Origin of the sequence: Zoogloea sp. (genome assembly GCF_023150065.1) — a bacterium.
Lineage (GTDB): Bacteria > Pseudomonadota > Gammaproteobacteria > Burkholderiales > Rhodocyclaceae > Zoogloea.
Genome location: NZ_JAKLLN010000005.1, coordinates 159,986 through 181,995 on the forward strand (window position 1 = coordinate 159,986; position 22,010 = coordinate 181,995).

Annotated in this window: 22 protein-coding genes and 2 riboswitches; of the genes, 2 read left to right on the forward strand and 20 right to left on the reverse strand. The window is 70.4% G+C overall.

The genetic code is table 11. The annotated features are described in order from the left end of the window. The 14 genes from L6Q67_RS08550 to L6Q67_RS08615 form a co-directional block, all read right to left on the reverse strand. Positions 1–342: a (2Fe-2S) ferredoxin domain-containing protein gene (locus L6Q67_RS08550; protein ID WP_296568077.1), complete on the reverse strand. Its 342-nt coding sequence runs from the start codon at positions 340–342 to the stop codon at positions 1–3. Beyond that, positions 339–1,304, reverse strand: coding sequence for a precorrin-3B C(17)-methyltransferase (gene cobJ, locus L6Q67_RS08555; protein WP_296568079.1), 966 nt, complete (start codon positions 1,302–1,304; stop codon positions 339–341). Before cobJ ends, L6Q67_RS08550 begins: the two co-directional genes overlap by 4 nt. Next, positions 1,301–1,708 carry a cobalamin biosynthesis protein gene (locus L6Q67_RS08560; protein WP_296568081.1) on the reverse strand — a complete coding sequence of 136 codons (408 nt, stop codon included), beginning with the start codon at positions 1,706–1,708 and terminating at the stop codon, positions 1,301–1,303. Before L6Q67_RS08560 ends, cobJ begins: the two co-directional genes overlap by 4 nt. Beyond that, complete coding sequence (locus tag L6Q67_RS08565; RefSeq protein WP_296568083.1) at positions 1,705–2,475, reverse strand: cobalamin biosynthesis central domain-containing protein; 771 nt, start codon at positions 2,473–2,475, stop codon at positions 1,705–1,707. Before L6Q67_RS08565 ends, L6Q67_RS08560 begins: the two co-directional genes overlap by 4 nt. After that, positions 2,472–3,281: a precorrin-2 C(20)-methyltransferase gene (gene cobI, locus L6Q67_RS08570; RefSeq protein ID WP_296568084.1), complete on the reverse strand. Its 810-nt coding sequence runs from the start codon at positions 3,279–3,281 to the stop codon at positions 2,472–2,474. The genes L6Q67_RS08565 and cobI overlap by 4 nt, the downstream gene beginning before the upstream one ends. Then, positions 3,278–4,567 carry a precorrin-6y C5,15-methyltransferase (decarboxylating) subunit CbiE gene (gene cbiE / locus L6Q67_RS08575; RefSeq protein ID WP_296568086.1) on the reverse strand — a complete coding sequence of 430 codons (1,290 nt, stop codon included), beginning with the start codon at positions 4,565–4,567 and terminating at the stop codon, positions 3,278–3,280. The genes cobI and cbiE overlap by 4 nt, the downstream gene beginning before the upstream one ends. Then, positions 4,554–5,705: a cobalt-precorrin-5B (C(1))-methyltransferase gene (locus L6Q67_RS08580; RefSeq protein WP_296568088.1), complete on the reverse strand. Its 1,152-nt coding sequence runs from the start codon at positions 5,703–5,705 to the stop codon at positions 4,554–4,556. Before L6Q67_RS08580 ends, cbiE begins: the two co-directional genes overlap by 14 nt. Before the next feature lie 7 nt (positions 5,706–5,712). Further along, positions 5,713–6,390, reverse strand: a complete 678-nt coding sequence (locus L6Q67_RS08585) for a precorrin-8X methylmutase (protein WP_296568090.1) — start codon at positions 6,388–6,390, stop codon at positions 5,713–5,715. A 7-nt stretch (positions 6,391–6,397) separates the two neighbouring features. Continuing rightward, on the reverse strand, positions 6,398–7,279 hold the full coding sequence (locus L6Q67_RS08590) for a sirohydrochlorin chelatase (RefSeq protein WP_296568091.1): 882 nt from the start codon (positions 7,277–7,279) through the stop codon (positions 6,398–6,400). Further along, complete coding sequence (gene cobM, locus L6Q67_RS08595) at positions 7,276–8,070, reverse strand: precorrin-4 C(11)-methyltransferase (RefSeq protein ID WP_296568092.1); 795 nt, start codon at positions 8,068–8,070, stop codon at positions 7,276–7,278. The genes L6Q67_RS08590 and cobM overlap by 4 nt, the downstream gene beginning before the upstream one ends. A gap of 3 nt (positions 8,071–8,073) precedes the next feature. Further along, positions 8,074–8,700 (reverse strand): energy-coupling factor ABC transporter permease, encoded by a 627-nt coding sequence (locus L6Q67_RS08600; protein ID WP_296568093.1) that lies wholly within the window; start codon positions 8,698–8,700, stop codon positions 8,074–8,076. Between the two features lie 206 nt (positions 8,701–8,906). After that, positions 8,907–9,128: riboswitch (cobalamin riboswitch) on the reverse strand. A gap of 63 nt (positions 9,129–9,191) precedes the next feature. Next, positions 9,192–9,581: a hypothetical protein gene (locus L6Q67_RS08605; RefSeq protein ID WP_296568095.1), complete on the reverse strand. Its 390-nt coding sequence runs from the start codon at positions 9,579–9,581 to the stop codon at positions 9,192–9,194. Further along, complete coding sequence (locus L6Q67_RS08610; protein WP_296568096.1) at positions 9,578–10,021, reverse strand: MotA/TolQ/ExbB proton channel family protein; 444 nt, start codon at positions 10,019–10,021, stop codon at positions 9,578–9,580. Before L6Q67_RS08610 ends, L6Q67_RS08605 begins: the two co-directional genes overlap by 4 nt. Before the next feature lie 7 nt (positions 10,022–10,028). Next, positions 10,029–14,399 (reverse strand): cobaltochelatase subunit CobN, encoded by a 4,371-nt coding sequence (locus tag L6Q67_RS08615; protein ID WP_296568097.1) that lies wholly within the window; start codon positions 14,397–14,399, stop codon positions 10,029–10,031. A gap of 132 nt (positions 14,400–14,531) precedes the next feature. Beyond that, a riboswitch (cobalamin riboswitch) is annotated at positions 14,532–14,756 on the reverse strand. 169 nt (positions 14,757–14,925) lie between these two features. Here L6Q67_RS08615 and L6Q67_RS08620 point away from each other — a divergent pair. Beyond that, the gene (locus L6Q67_RS08620) at positions 14,926–15,921 is read left to right on the forward strand and encodes a hypothetical protein (RefSeq protein ID WP_296568099.1); all 996 of its coding nucleotides are present in this window, start codon (positions 14,926–14,928) and stop codon (positions 15,919–15,921) included. Positions 15,922–15,949: 28 nt separating this feature from the next. Here L6Q67_RS08620 and L6Q67_RS08625 read toward each other — a convergent pair whose 3' ends face one another. Further along, the gene (locus L6Q67_RS08625; protein WP_296568266.1) at positions 15,950–17,554 is read right to left on the reverse strand and encodes an NAD(P)/FAD-dependent oxidoreductase; all 1,605 of its coding nucleotides are present in this window, start codon (positions 17,552–17,554) and stop codon (positions 15,950–15,952) included. A gap of 104 nt (positions 17,555–17,658) precedes the next feature. Next, positions 17,659–18,015, reverse strand: coding sequence for an HPF/RaiA family ribosome-associated protein (locus L6Q67_RS08630; RefSeq protein WP_296568101.1), 357 nt, complete (start codon positions 18,013–18,015; stop codon positions 17,659–17,661). A 126-nt stretch (positions 18,016–18,141) separates the two neighbouring features. On the opposite strand from L6Q67_RS08630, the gene nhaR reads away from it, so the two are divergent. Beyond that, the gene (gene nhaR, locus L6Q67_RS08635; RefSeq protein WP_296568103.1) at positions 18,142–19,080 is read left to right on the forward strand and encodes a transcriptional activator NhaR; all 939 of its coding nucleotides are present in this window, start codon (positions 18,142–18,144) and stop codon (positions 19,078–19,080) included. A gap of 99 nt (positions 19,081–19,179) precedes the next feature. Here the strand turns inward: nhaR and L6Q67_RS08640 are convergent, their stop codons facing one another. The 4 genes from L6Q67_RS08640 to L6Q67_RS08655 all read right to left on the reverse strand — a co-directional run bounded on the left by L6Q67_RS08640 (position 19,180) and on the right by L6Q67_RS08655 (position 21,988). After that, complete coding sequence (locus tag L6Q67_RS08640) at positions 19,180–20,133, reverse strand: Tim44 domain-containing protein (RefSeq protein WP_296568105.1); 954 nt, start codon at positions 20,131–20,133, stop codon at positions 19,180–19,182. Between the two features lie 126 nt (positions 20,134–20,259). Then, a complete protein-coding gene (locus L6Q67_RS08645) occupies positions 20,260–21,105 on the reverse strand; it encodes a ChaN family lipoprotein (protein ID WP_296568107.1) in 846 nt (281 codons plus the stop codon). A 67-nt stretch (positions 21,106–21,172) separates the two neighbouring features. Next, positions 21,173–21,505 carry a DUF2149 domain-containing protein gene (locus L6Q67_RS08650; RefSeq protein ID WP_296568109.1) on the reverse strand — a complete coding sequence of 111 codons (333 nt, stop codon included), beginning with the start codon at positions 21,503–21,505 and terminating at the stop codon, positions 21,173–21,175. 3 nt (positions 21,506–21,508) lie between these two features. Further along, a complete protein-coding gene (locus tag L6Q67_RS08655; protein WP_296568111.1) occupies positions 21,509–21,988 on the reverse strand; it encodes a MotA/TolQ/ExbB proton channel family protein in 480 nt (159 codons plus the stop codon). Positions 21,989–22,010: the final 22 nt, after the last annotated feature.

Here is a 22,010-nt window from a genome sequence, read left to right on the forward strand (position 1 = left end):
TCAGTCGGAGGTTTCTGCCTGATGGAAGACATGGTCGCGCACGGGCTCGCCGCCCACCAGATGTTCGGTGATGATGCGCTCCATCACCGCATCGGTGACGCCGTAGTACCAGGTGCCGTCGGGCTGCACGCACAGGATGGGCCCGCCTTTGCAGGCGGCAAAGCAGGCGGCCCGGCTGCGCTTGACGCGGAGATCGCCCTGGTCGAGTCCGGCGGCCTTGAAGCGGGCGCCGAGGCTGTCGAACAGTGCCTGGGCCTGCCCGTCGGCGGCGCAGCGCGGGCCGGTGCACACCAGCAGGTGGCGGCGGTAGCTGCCGATGCTCGGTTTGACGGGGGCGTTCATGCGGCGGCCTCTTCGGTGTCGGTGCCGGCGTCGGCCAGCAGCGCGGTGATGTAGTCCTCGGGCAGGCGGTGTTCGGCGGCCAGCTCGGCTGCGCTGCAGGCGCTGGCCCGCAGGCTGGCCAGCCAGCCTTCGAGGCCGGTGGACAGGGAGCGGCCGGCCTTCTCGCCGTCGCGGGTGGCGCCGCTGTCCACGTCGTATTTGTTGGCGTAGCCCCGGGGCGTGACCATCAGGCCGTGGCGGACAAAGGTGCTGGCGTTGCCGATGAGCACGGTGGATAGCATGCCGATGTCGGCGTCGGTCATCCGCGCCAGGGTGGTGAGCTCGACACGCTGCTTCGGCCGGTAGGCCGATTTGACGATGGCCACCGGGGTGTCCGGGTGGCGGTGGCGCAGGAAGAGGCGCTGGGCCTCGACGATCTGACGGGTGCGGCGGCCGCTCTTGGGGTTGTAGAGGGCCACCACGAAATCCGCGGCGGCCACGGCGTCGAGGCGCCGGGCGATCACCGGCCAGGGGGTGAGCAGGTCGGACAGGCTGATGGCGCAGAAGTCGTGGGTGAGCGGAGCGCCCACCAGGGCGGCGCAGGTGTTGAGGGCCGAGGCGCCGGGGATGATCTCCACCTCGATGTCCGAATCGGGCGTCCAGCCGGCCTGGAACAGCACCTCGAAGGTGGGCCCGGCCATGCCATACACGCCGGCGTCGCCGGAGGAGATGAGGGCCACTTTGCGGCCCTGGCGGGCGCGCTCGAAGGCCTCGATGGCCCGGTCCAGTTCCTCGGTCATCGACTTCCTGATGACCTCCTTGCCCTCGAGCAGGTCGGCCACCAGGCGGATGTAGGTGACGTAGCCGATGACCGTGTCGGCTTCGGCGATGGCCTCGCGGGCGCGGGCGGTGAGGTGCGCGTGGCTGCCCGGGCCGAGGCCGACGAGCATGATCCGGCCACGGGGGGCGGGGGTGTCGTTCATTGGGGAATCCTTGCGATGGAGATGGTGGCGTTGCGGCCGTCGGGGCCGCGGTACTTGTGCTTTTCCAGCAGCAGCTGGCTCATTTCGGCGCCCGCCGCGAGCAGGGCCGCGGCCTCGGAGACCGAGGGCGTGCCGGTGTATTTGCGCACGGTTTCGGACGGGTGGGGCACGGCCACGGCTGCCAGCTCGGCTGCGGGGTAGAAGCGGATGGTCCAGCCCTGCCAGCGGGCCAGGGCGTGCAGCCCGGGCTCATCGGCCTTCAGGTCGATGCTGGCCACGGCGACCACGTCGGCGAGGCTGGCCTGGCAGCTCGCCAGGGCATCCACCACCGCCCAGGCCAGGGTGGCGGCCGGCGTGCCCCGGTCGCAGCCGATCCCCAGGGCAATGGGGCCGACGCGGCTCATGGGCTCACCGGCGGCCGGTAGATCACCCGCTTGCCGGCCAGGCGCGGGGCCAGCTCGGCCGGCATGGGCCGGTGGCTGATCCACAGCACGGCGCCGAAGCGTTCCGGGGTGATGTCTTCGAGCCGGCTGAAGGAGAACAGGTTGGCCGGCAGTGGCCCATTGCGGCCGTTGGCGTGGCGCGGCCACCAGTCGGCGCTGCCGACCTCCTGCACGACCGCCACCGGTTCGTCATTCACCACGGCGGCACTGGCCCGGACGATCTCGTCGTGGCTGGCCTCGAAGGTCCAGCCCAGCTCGCGGCCCAGCAGGTCCACGGCCAGGGTCTGGCGGGCGTCGGAGGCGGTGGTGAGCACCGGCGTGGCGTCGAGGGCGTGGGCCAGGGCGCCGGCCAGCGCGTTGGCGCCGCCCAGGTGGCCCGACAGCATGGGGATGACGAAGCGCCCGGCCTCGTCGATGACCACCACGCCGGGGTCGGACTCCTTGCGTACCAGGTAGGGCGCCACCAGCCGCACCATGGCCCCCAGGGACACGATGGCGACGATGCCGTCGAAGTTGGAGAACAGGATGGGGATCTGCTCGGCCGTCTTGCCGGCGTAGCAGGCCGCGGCGCCGGGGGCGGCGGCGTGGGCTTCGGGGGCGAATTTCTCGGGGGCGAACAGCCGGGCGCCGGGCAGCGCGGCGACCACGTGGCCGGCCAGGGCGATGCCGTGGCGGGTGATGGAGACGACGGCGATGCGGTCGTTGGCAAAGGGCAGGTGCTGGGTCATTGCGGGCTCGCGGCAGTGAGGGCGTCAGTGGTGGTGGTGGCGGCCGGGCGCTTGCGGCAGCCCCGGCGCAGGGTGCCGCGGGCCCGGCCGGGGTTATGCACGAGCAGCAGGGACAGGTAGTTCACCTTCTCGCCGGCGAGGCGCCGCACGTCGTGGACGATCCGCTCGTCGGGGGCGCCGACCTTCTCGATGAAGCAGCTGCTGGCCAGCAGCCCGCGTGCCTCGAGCAGCGCGAGCACCTCGTCGAGGAGCGGCTTGACCTTGAGCAGCACCAGGGTGTCGAAGTCGCCCAGCAGCCGGTCGATCAGCTCGACCCCGTAGGCGGCCGGGATGACGGCGAAGGTCTCGTCCTCCTCGGCCAGGGTGAGGCCGGTGGCCGCGGCGGCGGCGGCAAAGGAGCTCACGCCGGGGATGGTCTCCACGGCCACGTCGGGGGCGAGCTCCCGCACCACCCGGGCCAGGTGGCCGAAGGTGGCGAAGGTGGAGGCGTCCCCTTCGACCAGGAAGACCAGGTCGCGCCCTTCCTGCAGCAGCTCGACCGTGCGGGTGGCGGCGCGGGCCCAGGCCCTGGCCAGGGCCACCGGGTCGCGGGTCATGGGAAACACCAGGGGCTCGGCGTCGGCGGGCACCGCCAGCCCGCCGCGCTGGACGATGCCCAGGGCGTAGGAGGCCTCCTCGGCCTTCTTGACCGGGTACAGCCAGCGGGCGCCGGATTGCAGGGCGGCCCAGGCCCGGCGGGTGATCAGCTCAGGGTCGCCGGGGCCAAGGGAGGCGCCGATGAGGCGCCCGGGAAGCGGGGTGTTCATGGACTTTCCTTTGCGGCAGAGACGATCCACACCGGGTTCTGGGCGGCGAGGCGGTGCATGTCGAGGATGGGCTGGCTGCGGGCCGCCTGCAGCTGGACCACCTCCCAGGTGGCGCCGGCCTCGGCCAGGGTGGCGGTGGCGGTGGCGAGGTTTTCCAGGGTCACGAAGTTCATCACCAGCCGGCCGGCGGGGCGCAGGCGCTGGAGGATCAGGCGGATCAGCCCGGCCAGCTCGCCCCCCGAGCCGCCGATGAACACCGCGTCGGGGTCGGGCCAGGCGTCGAGCCCGGCCGGGGCCTTGCCCTCGACCAGGGTGTAGTTGGTGGCACGCAGGCGCAGCGCGTTGGCGCGGGCGTTGGCGGCGTCACCGGGGTTCTTCTCGATGGCCCAGACGTGCCCGTTGCGCGCCAGGCGGGCGGCTTCCAGCCCCACCGAGCCCGAACCGGCGCCGATGTCCCACACCAGGCTGTCGGGGCACAGGCCCAGCTTGGCCAGGGACAGGGCACGGGCTTCCTGCTTGGTGATCAGGCCTTTTTCGGGGGCGCGCTGGATGAAGTCGCTGTCGTCGAAGCCGAAGGTGGCGCAGCGCTCGGGCGGGCCGATGCGTTCCAGCACCACGATGTTCGGGTCGGCAAAGCGCTGCCCGGCGGCCTCGGCCAGGGGCAGGCCGGTATGCACCACCTCGTCGGGCAGGGCCAGGCGGGCCGCCACCGACATGCGGAAGTCGTCGCCCAGGCCCGCCATGATCAGCGCCCGGGCGATGCGGTCGGGGCTGTTGGCCGGGCTGGTGAAGGCGCCGATGAGGCGCTGCTGCGAGGCGGCGCGCATCAGGGGGTAGAGGCCGTGGTCGGGGCCTGCGCCGGGCTGCCATTCGCCGGCGTCGTGGCCGTGCACCGAGACGATGGCGGCGCCCTGCCAGCTCTGGCCGAGGCGGGCAAAGGCCAGCTGCAGGGTGGACGGGGCCGGATGCACGGCGATGGCCCCGGCGCCCAGCCTGCCGCCCAGGAAGCCGGCGATGCCGTGGCACAGGGGGTCGCCGGTGGCGAGCACGGCGCAGGATTGGCCGGCGCCCCGCGCCGCACGGACCCACTCGGGGACACGGCCGAGGAGGCCGTCCATCACTCGTTGTTCCACCCGGGAGGGGAGGTGGGGGGCAACGAGATCAAGCGTGCGGCGGGCGCCGATCAGCAGGTCACATTCAATCAGGTGGGCGCGGGCCAGGTCGCCCAGGCCGGCCCAGCCGTCGTCGAGGATGCCGATCAGGCGGCAGGGTTCAGGCGAGTTCATGTTCTTCCACGGTGACGATGGGCACGCCTTCGAAGTTGCAGGCGAGCACGGTGAGGCGGTGGGGGCCGGGGTAGCGCTGGCGCAGGCTGTGGATGGCCCGGCTGGCCAGGGCCCGGTGGAAGGCCACGGTCAGGTCCAGCTCGGCCAGGCGTTCGGCGGCAAAGCGGGCGGTCTCGGCGGCGCGGATCTCGTCCACCAGGTCGGGCGGGGCACCCACCTCGGCGGCAGCGGAGGCGATCAGCTCCCGGTCCACCTCCTCGCGCCAGGCATGGGTGACCGACAGGCCCTGGGCAATCTTGGTGAGCTTGCCCACCATGGCGCCGACGATGATGTGCTGCATGCCCTGCTTCACCGCGGTCTGGAAGGCGGCCTTGACGAAGTCGCCCATCTGCACGAAGCAGGCCTCGTCCAGCGCGGGAAAGCAGCGCATGGCGCATTTTTCGGTGCGCCCGCCGGTGGTGAACACCACGCTGGTCTGGCCCTGGTTGGCGGCCACATCGACGGCCTGCACCACGCTGGCCCGGAAGGCGGCGGTGGAGTAGGGGCGCACGATGCCGGTGGTGCCGAGGATGGAGATGCCCCCCAGGATGCCCAGGCGGGCGTTGAGGGTCTTGGTGGCCATCACCTCGCCGCCGGGCACCGAGATGGTCACCGCCAGGCCGTCGCCGGTGGCGAGGATGGCGCTGCCGGCGGCACGCACGTTGTCGGTGATGTTGCGGCGGGGCACCGGGTTGATGGCCGGGCCGCCCACGTCGAGGCCCAGACCGGGCTTGGTGACGGTGCCGACGCCGGGGCCCCCGCGCAGCACGATCCGGCCTTCGGCGCCGGGCAGGCGTTCGACTTCGGCGGTGAGGTGGGCGCCGTTGGTGGCGTCGGGGTCATCGCCGGCGTCCTTGATGCTGACGGCCCGGGCGCGCAGGCCGTCGGTCCAGCCATCGGTGATGGTGAAGCGCACCCGCTGGGTGTTGGGCAGCACGCACTCCACGGCGTCCGGCACCCGGCCGTGCACCAGCCCGAGGGTGGCGGCGGCGGCCGCGGCGGCCGAGTTGGCGCCAGTGGAGAAGCCCGTGCGGTTGCCGCGATCCCGTTTGGGGTCGCCCTTGCGGACTTTCTCGGCGGTGGCGTGACCTGCGCTCATGGCACCCTCACGCCGCCGGCTGCTGATAGGCTTCGGCCAGGCCGAGGAGGGCGTGGATGGCCGCCACCACCAGGGTCGAGCCGCCCTTGCGGCCGCGGATGGTGATCCACGGCACGCTATCGATCTCCATCAGCAGGTCCTTGGATTCGGCGGCCGAGACGAAGCCGACCGGCATGCCGACCACCAGGGCCGGGCGCAGGCCTTCCTCGCGGATCAGACGGACCACCTCGATCAGGGCCGTGGGGGCGTTGCCGATGCCGATGATGGCGCCGTCGAGTAGTCCCCGGCGCCAGGCCTTGCGCATGGCCTGCACGGCCCGGGTGGTGTCGTCGGCCCGGGCCGCGGCGATCACGTCGGGGTCGGAGATGAACTGGTGGGTGTGGACGCCGAAGTGGGCAAGGCGCGGTGCCGACAGGCCGACGCAGATCATCTCCACGTCGGCCACCAGGGGCGTGTCGCCGGCCAGGATGCGGGCCAGGCCGGCAGTCATGGCGGCGGGGTGGAAGGCGGTGAGGCCGTTGAACTCGAAGTCGGCGTTGGCGTGGATCATGCGCCGCACCAGGGGCCACTGTTCGGGGCGGTAGGCGTGGCGGCCCACCTCCCGGTCGATGATGGCGAAGGAGTCGTGCTCGATGGCCCGGCCGGCGGCGGTGAGCTGTTCGGTGACGGTGTTGGCTGTCGTCATGGCGGACTCAGGCGTGGGCATGCCCGGCGTGGTGGCCGTGGTGGTGGTCGCAGCCGGTGTGGCTGTGGTCGTGGAGGTGCTCGGCCTCGGCGGCCTGGCGATACTTGCAGCCGTCGCATTCGAGCAGGCCGCCTTCGGGCAGGCCTGCGTCGGCCACCCGGGCATCGAGGAGCGCGAATACCCCCTTGTCGAAGCCGAAGTGGGTGCCCAGGGCAAAGGCCGTCTGCGGGTGCTGGCTGCGCAGGCGGGCCACCTGGGCGTGGATGCGCTCCATCAGCACGCCGGTGAAGAGATACACCGGGACGATGCAGATCTGCCCCATGCCCAGGTGCTGCTGGCGTTGGACGACCGTCTCGAGGCGTGGCCAGGTGACGCCGGTGAAGGCCAGGTCCACCAGCTCGTGGTCGTTGTCCTCGAAGAGCCAGCGGCTCATGCGCGCCAGCTCACCGTTGGCGCCGGCGTCGGAGGAGCCCCGGCCCAGCAGGATCACCCCGGTGGTCCGGGGGTCGGGCATGGCCAGGCTTTGCATCAGGCGGTCGAGCTGGGCCTGCAGCACGGCCAGGATCTCCCGGCCCATGCCCAGGTGGCGGGTGCAGGCGAAATCGACGGCTGGGTGGCGCTGGCGGGCTGCGGCGATGGCGGCGGGCAGCTCCATCTTGACGTGGCCGGCGGCGTTGAGGATGAAGGGCAGCACGATGACCCGCCGGCTGCCGGTGGCGGCGCGGTCGAGGCCGGCGGGCACCAGGATGTCGGCGTGTTCGATGAAGCACACGTCGATGCGCCAGTCAGGGTGGAGGGCGCGCCAGGCGCTGGCGAACTGCTGGATCTCGGCGTTGCCGGCCCGATTGCGGGAGCCGTGGCCGACCAGGAGGAGGGTGGTGTCTTTCATGCGGGGGTCTCCGGGGCAGAGGCCTTGCGGAAGCGGTGGCTGAAGCCGGGGTCGTAGAGGCGGGAGCGGGCCAGGGTCGGCCAGTCGGCGGCGCCCAGGGTGGGGCTGGCGATGATCATGGCCTGGCTGGCGATCTTTTCGGCCTGGCAGCGCCGCTTGATGTCGGCCAGGGTGCCGCGGACGATCTTCTCCTCGTCCGGCCAGCTGGCCTTCTGCACCACCAGGATGGGCGAGTCCTCGGCCCAGCCAGCGGCGCGCAGGGCGCCCTGGACTTCATGCAGCAGGGTGATGGACAGGAAGATGCACAGGGTGGTGCCGTGGGCGGCCAGGGCTTCCAGGTCTTCCCCGGGGGGCATGGGCGTGCGCCCGGCCATGCGGGTGAGGATCACCGTCTGGGTGACTTCCGGTAGGGTCAGGGTCTCGCCGGCGGCCGCGGCCGAGGCAAAGGCCGACGACACGCCCGGCACCACCGCCCAGTCGATGCCGGCGGCGGTGAGGGGGCGGGTCATCTCCACCAGGGCCCCATACAGCCCGGGGTCGCCGGTCTGCAGGCGCACCACGCAGGCGTGGCGGGCCGCCTGCCGGGTGAGCCAGGCGGTCATCTCTTCCAGGGTCATGTCCTTGGAGTCGCGGATCTCGCAGCCCGGCGGGGTGAACAGGGTCGCTGCCTGATTGACCAGGGAGCCGGCGAACAGCACGGCACCGGCCGACTGCAGCAGGTGGCGGCCCTTTAGGGTGAGTAGCTCCGGGTCGCCGGGGCCCGCGCCCACGAACCAGACCTTGCCGGTCATGGCTCAGAGGCTCCGCAGGGGGAGGGAAGGGGGCAGGGAGAGGCTGTCCGGACGGCGGGCGAGGGCCTGCAGCAGGAGCAGCGTGATCACCGGTTCGATGGCGACGATGCTGGCGTAGGACGCTGCGAAGGCCAGCCAGGCTGAGAGGGGCGTGGCCACCTCGCCCAGGGCCAGCCAGAAGCCCACCATCAGGGTCACGCCGGCGTAGTAGGCCGCGTCGAGCTTCATGATGTTGCGCACGGACAGCGCGCCGAGGCGCTGGCCGAAGGTGGCATGGACCAGCACCAGGGGCAGGGACAGGGACAGGAAGTTGACCCCCAGGTGGGCGAGGTCGGAGGGATTGAAGAGCAGGCCCTGGACGAGGAGGCCGAGGGCGAAGCCGAACAGGGTGGGGATGAAGCCGAGGCTCAGGTAGAGCGGCATGGCCCCCAGAAAATGCAGCTCGGAAGGCCCGACGGGCAGATGGAAGGCCTGCATGGCCAGGGTGAAGAAGGCCGCGGCCAGCAGGCTGCGGACGATTTGCGACGGCTGCTTCAGGAGGTGGACCGACTGGCTGCCGACGAGGGCGATGGCAGCGGCGTTGGCGGCGAGGATCTTGGCACTGGCGACGTACCCCGGTTCGATGTGCATCTTGCTTTCCTTCGTTTGGATTGAACGAAGTGCGGCATGACGACGGGGGCGCAGAAGCGGAAATACCTGGAAACGGACCGGCGGCCAGACGAGGCCGGGCAGGCGCTGACGCGGTCGGGAAGGGTTCCGGGAACAGCGGGGAACGGATCGGACGCAGCGGAGCGGGCAAGCCCATCGGTCGGCTCTACCCACACCCCGGGGCCAATACCACACCACTCGTCACAGGCCGGTCTTCTGGCTCGCCTTCATCCTCTTCTGCCAACCTTCCCGGGTGCGGACACCCAGTGGCGTGGAGCAGATTCGTCAGGCTTACAGCAGCGGGGGCTGCGCCGGAATGGTCGGGGAGAGCATGCTCACCGAGGTCACCGGACTTCCCGTTTCACCTTGCCCGCGGAAGCGGGCTCGGCACCTTTGACGGGGCGGAGTCTAACCGCTCGCACCGTTCCGGTGCAAGCATCCTGCATGGCATCGGGGGCCTGGGGCCCAGGGGGTCAGGGGCGGGCGGGCGACGGGCCCGGCTCGATGAGGATCAGCTGGCCGGTCTTGGGGTCGCGGAAGACTTCGCCGACCCGGTCCATGCCGGCACCGGCCTGCCCCTGGCCGTCGGCGGGGCGTTCGATGGCGCGGCCCTTGTCCACCGGCTTGGGTTGGGACAAGGCGCCCTGGGTACTGGCGGCCAGGGCGGCGAGCAGGCCGCAGGCGAAGACCAGCATCACATCCACCAGGTTCACCAGGCTGGCGCGGGGGTCTTCGTCCCGGTCGTCGAAGCGGGCGTCGAGGCGTGAGTACAGGCGCAGGCGCTTGCGGGGTGGCGGCAGCGGATGCGCTCCGCCCTGACGGGCCTGGGGGCGGGCGCCTTCGGGTGCTTGGGCAGCGCTCATTCGCCGTCCTCCAGGTTTTCGAGCAGTTCTTCGTACCAGCGCCGGCGCAGCTTGCCCACCACCAGGCCGCCGATACCGGCGACGAGGCCCAGCACGGTGGCGTCGAAGGCGGTGGTGACGGCGCTGGCCAGCTCCGAGGGGTTGCCCTGGCCCAGGGCGGCGAGGCCCGGTCCGAGGGGGATGATGGTGGCCATCAGGCCCAGCATGGGCGGGATGCGGGCGAGCAGGTCGGCCCGCTCCAGGCGGTGCCGGGCGACGCGCTGGATGTGCAGCAGGTCGCCGCTGGCGGCGAGGCGGCGCAGGCCCCACAGGCGTTCGCCGGTGGCCAGGCCGGCTTCGGCCAGGGCGATGGCGCAGGCGGCGATGAGGGCCAGCAGCACGGGGGCGAGCAGCCAGGTGACGGCCTGGTGGAGCCAGGCGAGGGTGAGCAGGTCGTTCATGGTGTGATCAAACGTGGGTGGAGGTTGAAGGGGCGCGGCGGCTCCAGGCGAGGCCGAGGAGGAAGAGCAGCGGGGCGAGGGTGAGCAGGGCCGTGGGCGGGGCGTGCCGGGGGGCGACCGGGGCCGGCCGGGTGTGGAGTTCGTAATGGCGTTCGGCCGGTGCCGGGGGCGCCGCGGGGGGTGTGGCGGTCGGGCCGTTGGCCGGTGGGGCTTCGGCGGCCTGTGGGCGACTGGCGGCTGCCGCCTGGTGGCGGGCGCCCGGGTGCTCGGCCGTGGCCGTGGCGGGCGCCGGGGCCAGCCCTTCGCCCCTGGCCCGGGCCAGGGTCACGCCGAGGGCTTCGGCGTCGGCGGCGTCGATGCGCGGCTTGAGCCAGTTCCACATGGGATGGTTGGGGGCGGTGTGGCCGCTGCCGGGCAGGCCGTTCCGCGCCACCAGGCGGGCCAGCTCGCCGCCCATCTGCTTCAGGGTGGCCTCGTCGGCCTGCCAGAAGCCCTTCTCGGCGGCGACCATGAAGATGGCCAGCATCTGCGCCTTGACGTGGGCGTTGTGCCCCTGCGCCAGGAAGCGCGGCAGCCCCAGCTTGTGCTTGTCGTCGAACCAGGTCTCCTTGACCTCGTCCCAGGCCCATTGCTGAATCAGGTCGGGGCGGGTGACCTGCCAGCCCCACAGGTTTTCCAGGAACTCCTGGCCCATGGTGCGGGCGCCGGCGTAGCCGTGCTTCATCAGGGGCTTGAGCCATTCCGGGTTGAGGTAGCGGCCACGCAGCTCGGACAGCAGGGCGGTGGTCAGGGGTTCGACGGCCGGATGGGCAGGGTCGGCGTGCTGCAGGATGAGGCCTTCGGGGCGGCGCCCGGTGAGGGTTTCGATGGCCACCGACATGCCGCCCAGGTAGTCGAAGGCGTCGTTGTTGTCGAGCAGGCCATACAGGTTGCTGGCGCGGCCGTGGTAGCTGCGGGCCACGCCGGAGAGGGCCGTCGCGAAGGCCTGGTGGGCCGCGTCGCCGCTGGCGTCGAGGCCGTAGGCGTGGCCGAGGCGGTTGAGGTAGACCTGGCCCAGTTCGCTGCGCTCGCGCCACGCGCCGGAGCGTTCGGCCAGGCGGTTGACGCCGGCGCTGTAGGCGCCCGGGGCGTCGCCGAAGATGCGCAGGGCGGCGCTGCGGCCGGCGTCGGCGATGTCGAGGCCGGCCTTGTTGAGCTGCCGGGTGCGGGCCAGCCAGCGGGCCGCGGCGATGTTGTCGGCGAGGGGCTGGTGGCCGCGGGCCACGCTGCCGCCCAGGGGCGCAAGGGCGGCGTCGAGGGCGGTGCCGAGCTCCGGGTGCTGTTCGGCGATCAGGCCGGCGGAAGCGGCCAGGGCCAGGCGGCCGGCCCGGTCGATCAGCCTGAGCAGGTTGGGGTAGAGGTCGCGGAACAGGCCGGAGGTGGTGACGATCACGTCGCGCCGGGGGGTATCGCCCAGCAGGCGCACGTCGGTGACGATGCCGCGGGCGTTCCATACCGGCTCGGCGCCCAGTAGGGACAGGCAGAAGGCGACCATGGCGCCCTCATCGCGCACGGCGTCGGAAGCCCACAGGATGACGGCGTCGCTGTCGGCATCGGCCCGGGCCTTGCGGGGCCGGGCGGTGGCCTGTTCGGCCAGGCGGGCGCCGAGGGCGTAGCCCAGCCGGGTGGGCAGCAGGTCGCCATCGACGGCGTGAAAGTTGCGCCCGGTGGGCAGGGCTTCCGGGGAGCGCAGGGGGTCGTTGCCCTTGCCCGGGGCCACGAAGCGTCCGTCCAGGCCGGCGAGCAGGCCTTCCATTTCGAGGCGCGGTGAGGCGGCGAGCTTGCCGGCGATGGCGTCGTCGTAGCCGCCCGCCACCTGGCTCATGGAGTCGGCCATCAGCTTCAGTGAATCGGCGCTCCAGTCCTGCCCGAAGATGTGCAGGCCGTGGGGCATGAACTTTTCCTGCAGCTTGGTGAGGTAGTGGCCGATCTCGTGGGCGAGCAGGTCATCGTCGGCATCTTCGAAGCCGATGCCGCGCACCTCCAGCACATCGGCCATGGAGGCTTCCAGTTCGGCCCGCAGGTTGAGGGCGGCAACCTGTTCGCGCATGCGCCGGGCGGCCTGGTGCTTGAGGCTTTCGCTGCCGGCGGCCTCGAAGCTCTCCACCACCTGGCGCAGCTCCAGCAGCCGGTCGTAGAGCGGGGTGGCGGAGAGGGGCGGGGTGAGGTGGTCGACGATCACGGCGAGGCCCCGGCGTTTGGCCTGGATGCCCTCGCCGACGCCGTCGACGATGTAGGGGTAGATGCCGGGCAGGTCGGCGGCGATGAGGCTGGGGTAGTCGTCGGCGGTCAGGCCGACGGCCTTGCCGGGCAGGAATTCATAGGTGGAGTGGCGCCCCAGATGCACCACCGCATCGGCCCGGAAGATGTCGCGGATCCAGTGGTAGAAGCCGAGGAGCTGGTGGGGGGGCGGCACGCTGGTGTTGGCGTGGAGGAGCTCTTCATCCACCTCCCAGCCCCGAGGCGGCTGGGGGCCGACGAAGACCTTGCCGAAGGTGAGCCCGGGCACCAGCAGCTTGCCGTCGCTGACCATCACCTTGCCCGGCGCCGGGCCCCAGCCCTTGAGGCCTTCGATGCCGTAGCCGACGATCTTCCAGGCGAGGGCCGAGTGCGTGCTGCAGGCCTGCTGCGGCGGGTCGGCGAGGCAGCCCAGGTAGCCGGCCTCCAGGGCCTTCAGCCCGGCGATGGCCTCGGCCCGCCGGGGGTGGTCGGCGCCTTCAGCCAGGTGGTGGAGTTCCTTCATCACCGACTCCACGCGCTTGCGGCCCAGGCTGCGTTCGCCGGCCCGTTCGGCTTCCAGCACTTCGGCGTGGAGGCGCCCCAGGGGCCCGGAGACCATCTCGCCCCGGACCCGCTCCGGCAGCCCGGCAAACCAGCGGCAGTAGTCGGTGGCGCTGAGGCCTTCCACTTCCCGGGCCAGCTCGCGCAGGGCGGTCTTGTCTTCGGGCAGGTTGACCCCGTGGGCCATGATGCGGTCGAGGAGGGCCTCGGGGGTGGCCGGCAGCTCGCCGGTGTCGTAGCCCTCGGCCTTCAGGCGTTGCAGGATGCCGAACAGGGAGGCCGGGACGTCCAGGTTGTCGGCGCCGATGTTCTGCCGGCCGGGGGGATGGTTGTAGTAGATGATGGCCAGGCGCTTGTCGGCCCGGGCCTTGGCCTGGAGCTGCTGCCAGCGGGCCGCGCGGGACACCAGGCGGCTGATCTCGGTGGGGATGGGGTCGGTGCGGCGCAGCTCCACGCCGGTGACGGGGTCGATGCGGCCGGCGCCCACGGCCGACACCACGATGGGCTGGCCGATGCCTTGGAGCTCCGGCAGGGCGACCCGGTATTGCACCGAATCCACGGGCAGGCCTTCCGGCGACAGGCGCCACTGGGTGGCGCTGCGTTCGGTGAGGCGGATGGCCTTGATGACCGGGATGTCGAGGCGCTGCAGGGCCTCGGTGACGGCCTCGCGGTTTTCGGCGGCGCCGACGACGAAATCCTGGAGCACCACCAGCGCGGCCGGACGGGCGGGGGCCAGCAGGGCGGGCAGGCCCTCGATGGCCTCCCGGGAGCTGCCGCCCCAGCGGGTCAGCACCTCGGCGCAGGGCAGGCCCTGGCGGCGGGATTCAGCACAGATCGCGGCCGCTGTGCCGGACTCGATGTTGGACAGATCCAGCACGGCCAGGGCCGGGCCGGCGGGCAGCAGGCGGGCCTGCCAGGCGTCAGCGTCCACGCGTTCGACGGCACCGACGCGCAGGCGCAGGTTGGCCTCCGGGCGAGGTGGGGGCAGGGGGCTGCCTGCCAGCAGGTGCTTGAACAGCTTGCCCAGGTTGTCGCTGCCACCGGCCTGCCAGGTACGGCGGGCGTCGAGCCACTGCTGGGCCGCCGGCACGGCTGCCGCGGCGGCGAGGGCTTCTTGCGGGGGGGTCTCGGCGGCCAGTTGCCGCAGGGTTTCGGCGGGAAAGCTGCCCAGGGCGCCGGCCTTCGATCGGCTCAGCAGATTGAGGCGTTGCTCGCCATTGATGGCCAGTACGGTGCTGGCACGGCTGGCGGGCAGGGCGTCGATGAGGCGCCTTGCCGGGTCACCAAAGGCCGAGACCGCGAGTACGGCATCGGCGTCCAGCCACTGGCGCAGCTGCCGGTCGCTGGCCGCCTGGATCTGCGCAGGGGTGCGCAGCAGGATGCGGTCGCGGGGGTGGCGGGCGAGGTGCTGGTGGGCGGCTTCGACAGCCTGGGGCGCGGCGCGGTCGGTGACGACGCCGAACAGGGTGGTGGCGTGGGCGCTGCCGACGGCAATGAGGGCGGCGAGCAGCCCGCTGCCGTGGGTGAACATCCGGTGAATCGATATGCGTCCTGCCATTGCGCCTCCGCGTGCCATTGGGCTGGCCAGGGGGCGAGGGGGACGATACGAAGCCGCTGGGCGGGCGCGGGGCGTGAGGATGTGCGCGGGAAGGCCGACGTTTCGCTCGCCATTCCCACACCCCGGGGCACAGCTGAACCAGTGTTGTCGGGCCGGTCTTCTGGCTCGCCTTCGTGCGACCCGCTCCGGCCTTCCCGGGCCGAAGGCCCAGTGGCGTGTGTGGAGGCGTCGTCAGGCTTACAGCAGCGGGGACTGCGCCGGAATGCCCTGCGAGCGAAAGGCCCGCCGGGGTCACCGGACTTCCCGTTTCACCTTGCCCGCAGACGCGGGGTCGGCACCCGAAACGCCGCGGAGTCTAACCGCCGCCGCTGTCGCGCTGCAAGCCCGGGGACTGTTGCCGTGATACGGGTTCCCAAGCGCGGATAGTTCATTACAATAACGTCATTGTTCAGCGTGCCTCCCGCCCCCGTGTCCCGTTTTCGATGCGTGGGTTTTCGTTTGCCCCTTCCTCGCCTTGATGACAGCCGTGCCTTTCAAGCCTTCTGCCACCCCGCCCGACCTTACCGATCCCCAGCCCCCGGCCTTGCCGGAGTCACCGGCGGTGGTCGGCGATACGTCGAGTCTGGATGCCGATGCGGCGGCGCTGCTGGCGGATATCGCCTCTTTCGACATCGAGGCGGCGCGTCGGCGGGTGCAGCAGATCGACGCCCGCTACACCGGCATCCGCGGCACGAAGGCGGATTTTTCCGGGGCCGCCCGGGATCTGGGTTTTCCTGACGTCACCGGTCTGCACACGCCCTCTGCTCCCCGTGGCGTGGTGCAGGAGGTGCCGCCTCCGGCACCGGTGCCCGAGGCCCCGTCCGTGCCGTGTGGCGGGCTGCTCGAACAGTTGCGGGATGAAGTGGCCCAGCGCCAGCGCGGTGCCAGCGTTGCCTCCCAGGAGGCGGAGCGGCTGCGCGAAGGCCTGGACCGCTCGTTGCGGGCGGTGTTCGACTACTGCCGGGATCTCAGCACGCAGCTGAATTTTCTGAAGCCCCAGGTGGGGCGCAACTACTACCTTCTCGACTCCGACGATCCCATCCGCAACCTGTCCTGGCAGGAAGGCTATGCCGACTTCCGGACCCGCTCGACCGGCGAGGGCGGCAGCATCGAGCGCGTGAGCATGGGCTACACCCTCCGCGGACCGGGGCAGCGCAGCCTGGAGCGTGCCGGAGGGGCGGTCGAACGGCTGCGCCAGATGCTCTTCGATCTGGGCCTGAAGTTTGAATGTCAGGAGCGCCGCAACCGCATGCGCGAGCTGGAGTCGGCGTTGTTCACCGTGGCCGATGAAATCAGTGTGCAGGTGGTGTGGCGGGCGGATTTCGAGAAGGGCGAGGTGGTGGTGGAGTCCCGCAACCTGGAGCGGCTGGGCTTTGTGACCTTCACCCTCAAACCCGACGCCATCTGCCCGAAGCTGCTCGACGAGTTCGGGCGTCTGGTGCTGGGCCGGGAAAACCGCTTCCGCTCCTGTCTCGCCCGCTGAGGGCCGCCCGGCCTTTCGCCCGACGCTGTCAGCCCTCGGCCAGCAGGCTGGTCGTCAGGGCTTCGGCAACCCGGATGCCATCCACGCCCGCCGACAGGATTCCACCCGCGTAGCCCGCCCCTTCGCCCGCCGGGTACAGCCCCTTCACATTGAGACTCTGGCAGTTTTCCCCGCGGGTGATGCGCAGGGGCGAGGAGGTGCGCGTCTCGACGCCGGTGAGCACCGCGTCGTACATGTTGAAGCCGCGGATCTGCCGGTCGAAGGCCGGCAGGGCTTCACGCATGGCGGTGATGGCGTAGTCGGGGAGGGCGGTGGACAGATCGCCCAGCTTCACCCCTGGCTTGTAGGAGGGCTCCACGTTGCCCAGGGCCGTCGAGGCCTTGCCCTTCAGGAAGTCGCCGACCAGCTGGCCCGGCGCCTCGTAGGTGCTGCCGCCGAGCACGAAGGCGCGGCTTTCAAGCTCGCGCTGGAAGGCGATCCCGGCCAGCGGGCCGCCGGGGTAGTCGTCCGGCGTGATGCTCACCACGATGCCGGCGTTGGCGTTGCGCTCGTTGCGTGAATACTGGCTCATGCCGTTGGTGACCACCCGGTTGGGCTCCGAGGTGGCGGCCACCACGGTGCCGCCGGGGCACATGCAGAAGCTGTACACCGCACGGCCATTCGAGGCGTGATGCACCAGCTTGTAGTCGGCGGCGCCCAGCTCCGGGTGGCCGGCATGGGGCCCCAGGCGGGCCTTGTCGATGAGGCTCTGGGGGTGCTCGATGCGAAAGCCCACCGAGAAGGGCTTGGCCTCCATGTAAACACCGCGCTCGTGCAGCATCTCGAAGGTGTCCCGGGCGCTGTGCCCGAGGGCCAGCACCACGTGGTTGGTCCGGATCTCGTCGCCATTGGCGGTGATCACGCCGCGGACCTGACCGTCCTCGATGCGGATGTCGGTGACCCGTTGCTGGAAGCGGATCTCGCCCCCCAGCTGTTCGATCTCGGCGCGCATGGCCTCGACCATGCCCACCAGCCGGAAGGTGCCGATGTGGGGTTTGGCCACGTAGAGGATCTCGGGCGGTGCACCGGCCTTGACGAACTCGGTGAGCACCTTGCGGCCGTAATGCTTGGGGTCTTTGATCTGGCTGTAGAGCTTGCCATCCGAAAAAGTGCCGGCGCCGCCTTCACCAAACTGCACGTTGGATTCGGGGTTGAGGGTGTTCTTGCGCCACAGGCCCCAGGTGTCCTGGGTGCGCTCGCGCACGGCCTTGCCACGCTCCAGCACGATGGGCCGGAAGCCGGCCTGGGCGAGGATGAGGGCGGCAAAGATGCCGCAGGGGCCAAAGCCGATGATCACCGGCCGGTGGCTGAATCCGGGTGGGGCCTTGCCGACGAAGTGATAGTCCATGTCGGGCGTCGGCTTGACGTGCAGGTCGCCGGCAAAGCGCTTGAGCACGGCCGCCTCGTCCTTCACCTCTGCATCGATGATGTAGATGAAGCTGAGGCGCACGTTCTTGCGGGCGTCGTAGCTGCGCTTGTGGACGGTGAAGCTGATGAGCGCGCTGGCCGGGATGCCCAGGCGCTGGATGATGGCGGCGGGAAGATCCTCGGCCGGATGGTCGAGGGGCAGGCGGAGTTCGGAGAGTCGCAGCATGGCGGTCATGGCGGGGCAGTTGGCCCCGCAGATGGCGTTCGGGCTGCGATTCTAGCCGGAATCACCGGGGGCGGTGCGCCCTCCCCGGTGATCCGCCCAGGGCATCAGGCCTTGATGGGCACGAGCTCGGGCTCGGCGATCATCAGCATCTGGCGGTTGACCCGGGCGAGCTTGTCCATCTGCCGGGCCACGTTGTACTGGACGCGCTCGGTCAGGCGGTCGATGACCCGGCGCATGTCGTCGCCGAGCTCTTCCATGACGAGGGAGCGATTCTTCATCTGGATGACGATCCGGCACAGCTTGTCGGCGCCACCGCGGGGGCCGTTGATGTCGGAGAGGCGCACGGTGACGCTCTGGACCACGTGGCCGAAGCGGCTGAGGGCGGAACGGACGCGACGGCTGGCGTGATTACGCAGGTTCTTGGCTGCCGGCAGGCCACGGGCCTTGATCTGGACTTCCATTTTCTCGTCTCCTGTGTGTATCGGAGAGCTCACTATATTGGTATCAATCAATCAGGTAAAGTCGCATTACCTGAAGTATTGTTTCGATATATTCGAAGTGTTACATCTTCGCCCCGGGAGCCCTGGATGAACCTAAAGCATCTCTTCTATTTCTGGAAAACGGCCCGCAGCGGCGGTGTGGTGAAGGCTGGGGAGGCCCTCCACGTCACGCCGCAGACCATCAGCGGACAGATCCGCCTTCTGGAAGACAGCCTCGACACGCAATTGTTCGCGCGGGATGGTCGCGCCCTTGAGCTGACCCCGGCCGGCCGCCTGGCCATGGAGTACGCCGACGAGATGTTCTCCCTCAGCGCCGAGCTGGAGCAGGCCCTGCGCCACTATCCCAAGGGGCGCCCGGTGGAGTTCCGGGTGGGGGTGTCGGATGCGGTGCCCAAGTCGATTGCCTACCGCCTGCTCCGCCCGGCGGTGGACCCGGCCGATCCGGTGCGCATCATCTGCCGGGAATGGCGGCTCGACCGGCTGCTCACCGAGCTTGCCATCCACAAGCTCGACCTGGTGATCGCCGATTCGCCCATTCCACCGTCGGTGGATGTGCGGGCCTACAACCACCGACTGGGGGAGTCGGGCCTGAGCTTCATCGCGGCCCGGTCCTTGCTGGACGGGCAGAGCACCGACTTTCCGGCCTGCATGGGCAGCCTGCCCACCCTGCTGCCGGGAGAGGATTCGGCGATCCGCCGCAAGTTCGAGGACTGGCTCGACCGCAAGCGGCTGAGGCCGCGCATCGCCGGTGAGTTCGACGACACGGCCCTGATGACGGCCTTCGGACGCGCCGGCGTGGGGGCCTTCGTGGTGCCGACGGCCATCGAGCAGGAAACCCTGGCCAGCGGTGATCTGGTGGTGCTGGGGCGGGCCGAGGAGGTGCGCATCGAGTACTACGCGATCTCGGTGGAGCGCCGTCTGACCCACCCCTGCGTGCTGGCCATTTCCGATGCGGCCAAGGCTGGCCTGGGGGGCATGGATGGGGGAGCCGCCTCATCCGAAGAGGACTCGGGCGCGCCCGCCTGAAGTGCGTCAGGCAAAAAAAGACCCCTGCGACGAGGAGTCCTCGTGCAGGGGCTAGGGGGGTACTGCCAGAGTCGGTCGAGGCGGCCTGGCCGCCTTGGCTCAGCTGTTCTGCTGAACGCCGGCCACCAGCCAGCCGCTGTTGCCGCTGCGGGGCTTGGTGAGGTGCCACACCTCGTCGATGCCCTCGGGGGCGGCGTTGGTCTCTTCGCGAAGCAGGCCGGTGAAGCGCACGCTGACGATGTAGCGCTCGGCTTCCTCGGTCACATCGACAACCTCGGCGTTGAGGGACACCACGTCGGTCTTCTGACCGGCCGCGCCGTCATCCATCCAGTTCATCTTGATCTCGGCGAACATCTCGGGGGTGGTGTACTCGCGGATGTCGTCGAGGTTGCGGGCGTCATTGGCGGCCTGCAGGCGGATGAAGTTGACCTTGGCGTTGCGCACGAAGGCGTCGGCGTCAAAGTCGGCCGGGATGTTGCCGGCAGCCGCCGTGGTGGCTGCTGCAGCGGCGGCGGCTACGGGGGCGGCGGCCACAGGGGCGGCAGCACTGCCATAGGCCGGAGTGGCCGACGGGGACTTGTCGTAGCTGCCCTGGTTGGCGGTGTACTGCATGCCACCGGCGCCCGCACCGGCCAGGGCCGGCTGGTTGGCGGCGGCGCGCTTGCGCAGGAAGAAGCCGATCACGGCGATCACAGCGAAGGCGATCAGGGCCATCATCATCATGGAGGCGAGCTCTTCACCAAAGCCGAAGTGGGACGCCAGCGCGGCCAGTCCGATACCGGCGGCCAGACCGGCCAGGGGGCCCATCCAGGAGCGCTTGGGTTGTGCGGCAGGGGCCGCGGCGGCGGCCTGGGAGCGGGCCGGAGCGGCCGCAGCGCCAGGCTGCTGGGCAGGGGTGGCCGGCGTGGCGGTGGGGGCCTTGGGCTGGCTCAGTTCCTGCCGTTGCATGCCCGACGATTTGCCGCCACCAAAACGCTTGGCGGCATCGGCATCGCCGGCAACGAGGGTCAGGCCCAGCGCCAGGGCGGCGCCCATCAGGGCAAAGGATTTCATTCGTGTCTCCTGTAGTTGGGGGGATCAGCCCTGCAAGGATAGTTTGGGTTTGAATTAAATAAAATCAGAATTGTTGGTAGTTTGGTTTCGATAAAAATTGAATGTCGAGGGTTTTTGCCGGGCTGCTCAGCTGCGTGGTGCCGGAAAGCCCTTGCAGGGATCGTCCCGCTGGACGGCCGGGGTGATCCACAGGTGGGTGTAGGCCAGGGGCGGCTCCGTGCTGCGCTCGCTCTCCAGGAAGGCGACGTTGACGATGCGGGCCCCCGGGCGCAGTCGGACCAGGGCAACGGGCACGCCATAGTCGGCCCGCACGTGGCCGTTACCTGCCACCAGCACGGCAGGGCGTTCGCTCAGGGCGGTGACGCCTACGGCCATGGCGGCGTCCCGGGCGCGCTGGGCGAGGCGCATGCCCGGCACGCGGGTGGCGGGGAGCTGGCCGCAGTGATCGTCCAGCAGGTCCTTGTCCAGCGTCGCTTGGGCGGAGGCCGGCAACGGCGCTGTCGCCAGGGTGGCGGCGAGGGTTGGGGGCAGGGCGCTCTCGCCTTCGCGCACCAGCCGGCGGGCCAGGTCGCGGGAGATGTTTGCGCCGCTCACTCCGATCCGTGCCTGGGCCAGGCCGGCGAAGAGAGGTTCATGGATGGGCCACTGCCAGGATCGAGCGTCGAATCCGGCAGAGCCCAGCTGCTCTGCCACCGATGGGCCGGCGGTTGGGGCCCAGCTCACCTGCTGCCCGGCTTCCAGGTGTTCGGCGGCGATGGCGGTGGGCGCCAGCTCGGCGATCAGGGCCGCCCGGCGCTGGTGATGGTGGTGGTTGTCGTGGATCTCGCCGAGGAGCACGAAGTCACTCTGGCGGGCCTGGGCCAGCAGTTCGGCACGGCTGATCTCCCGGCCGGTGGCGGTGTCGATGATGCGGTCGGTGGCCTGGGCTGCGCCAGCGACGCAAAGCAGCAGCAAGGCAAGTCGGAGGGTCATGGTCGGGAGGGGCGTGGAGGCCGGAAAATCGCCAGGTTCTGCATGGACGAGCCGGACGGGCAGGAGTTCAGTGCGGTGCGTCCGTGCCTTCGGGGACATACACGATGGAGCCGTCCTTCATGCGGTAGGCGACGCCGGCCTTTTCGCCATCGCCGCTGCCGATGGCGCCGCTGGCCTTGTACTGCTCGACCTTTTCACCCTTCTTGATTGTGATTGCCATGTTCGGCTTGCCCGGATCGGTGATCACGGTCACGTCCTGCTTGCTGAAGGGGTTCATCAGCGGGTTGCGGGCGATGGTGATGAGCAGGGCGGCGATGACGACCAGGAAGATGTCGATGAGGTTGACCACCGACAGGATGGGGTCTTCGGTGTCGGGTTCGTGCAGGAGCTTCAGGGCCATGGTTCAGCTCTCTTGGCGCAGGCGGGCGATGAGGACCATTTCCTCGGCCAGCCAGCGTCGTCGCACGTTGGTGACCCAGAAAGTGATCGACGCGGCGATGAGGGCGAGGATGACCGCCGAGAAGGCCACCGTGAGGTTGTGGGAGACCTGGGCCAGATCCCCGTCGGACAGGGATTTGAGCGCTGGCCCCATGGGGATCATGGTGGCCACCAGGCCCAGCATGGGGGTGACGCGGCTGGCGACCCGGGGGGCCTCGAGGAGGGTGTGAGCCTGGAGGTCGAGCTCGTCGTCGGTGAGCGTCCGGTTGGCCCGGAAGGCCCGCACGAGGGGCCGGCCGCCATCGCTGCGTCGGCGCCAGGCGAGGAGGGCGAATTCACCCAGGGACCAGAAGGCAAACAGGAAGAGGATGGCAATGAGGACGAGGGTGGGCAGCAGGAAGAGCTGCGCCACGTCGTACATGGTGTTTTCGAGGGCGTGGTTCATGGTGAGAGGCTTGGTTGGTCGT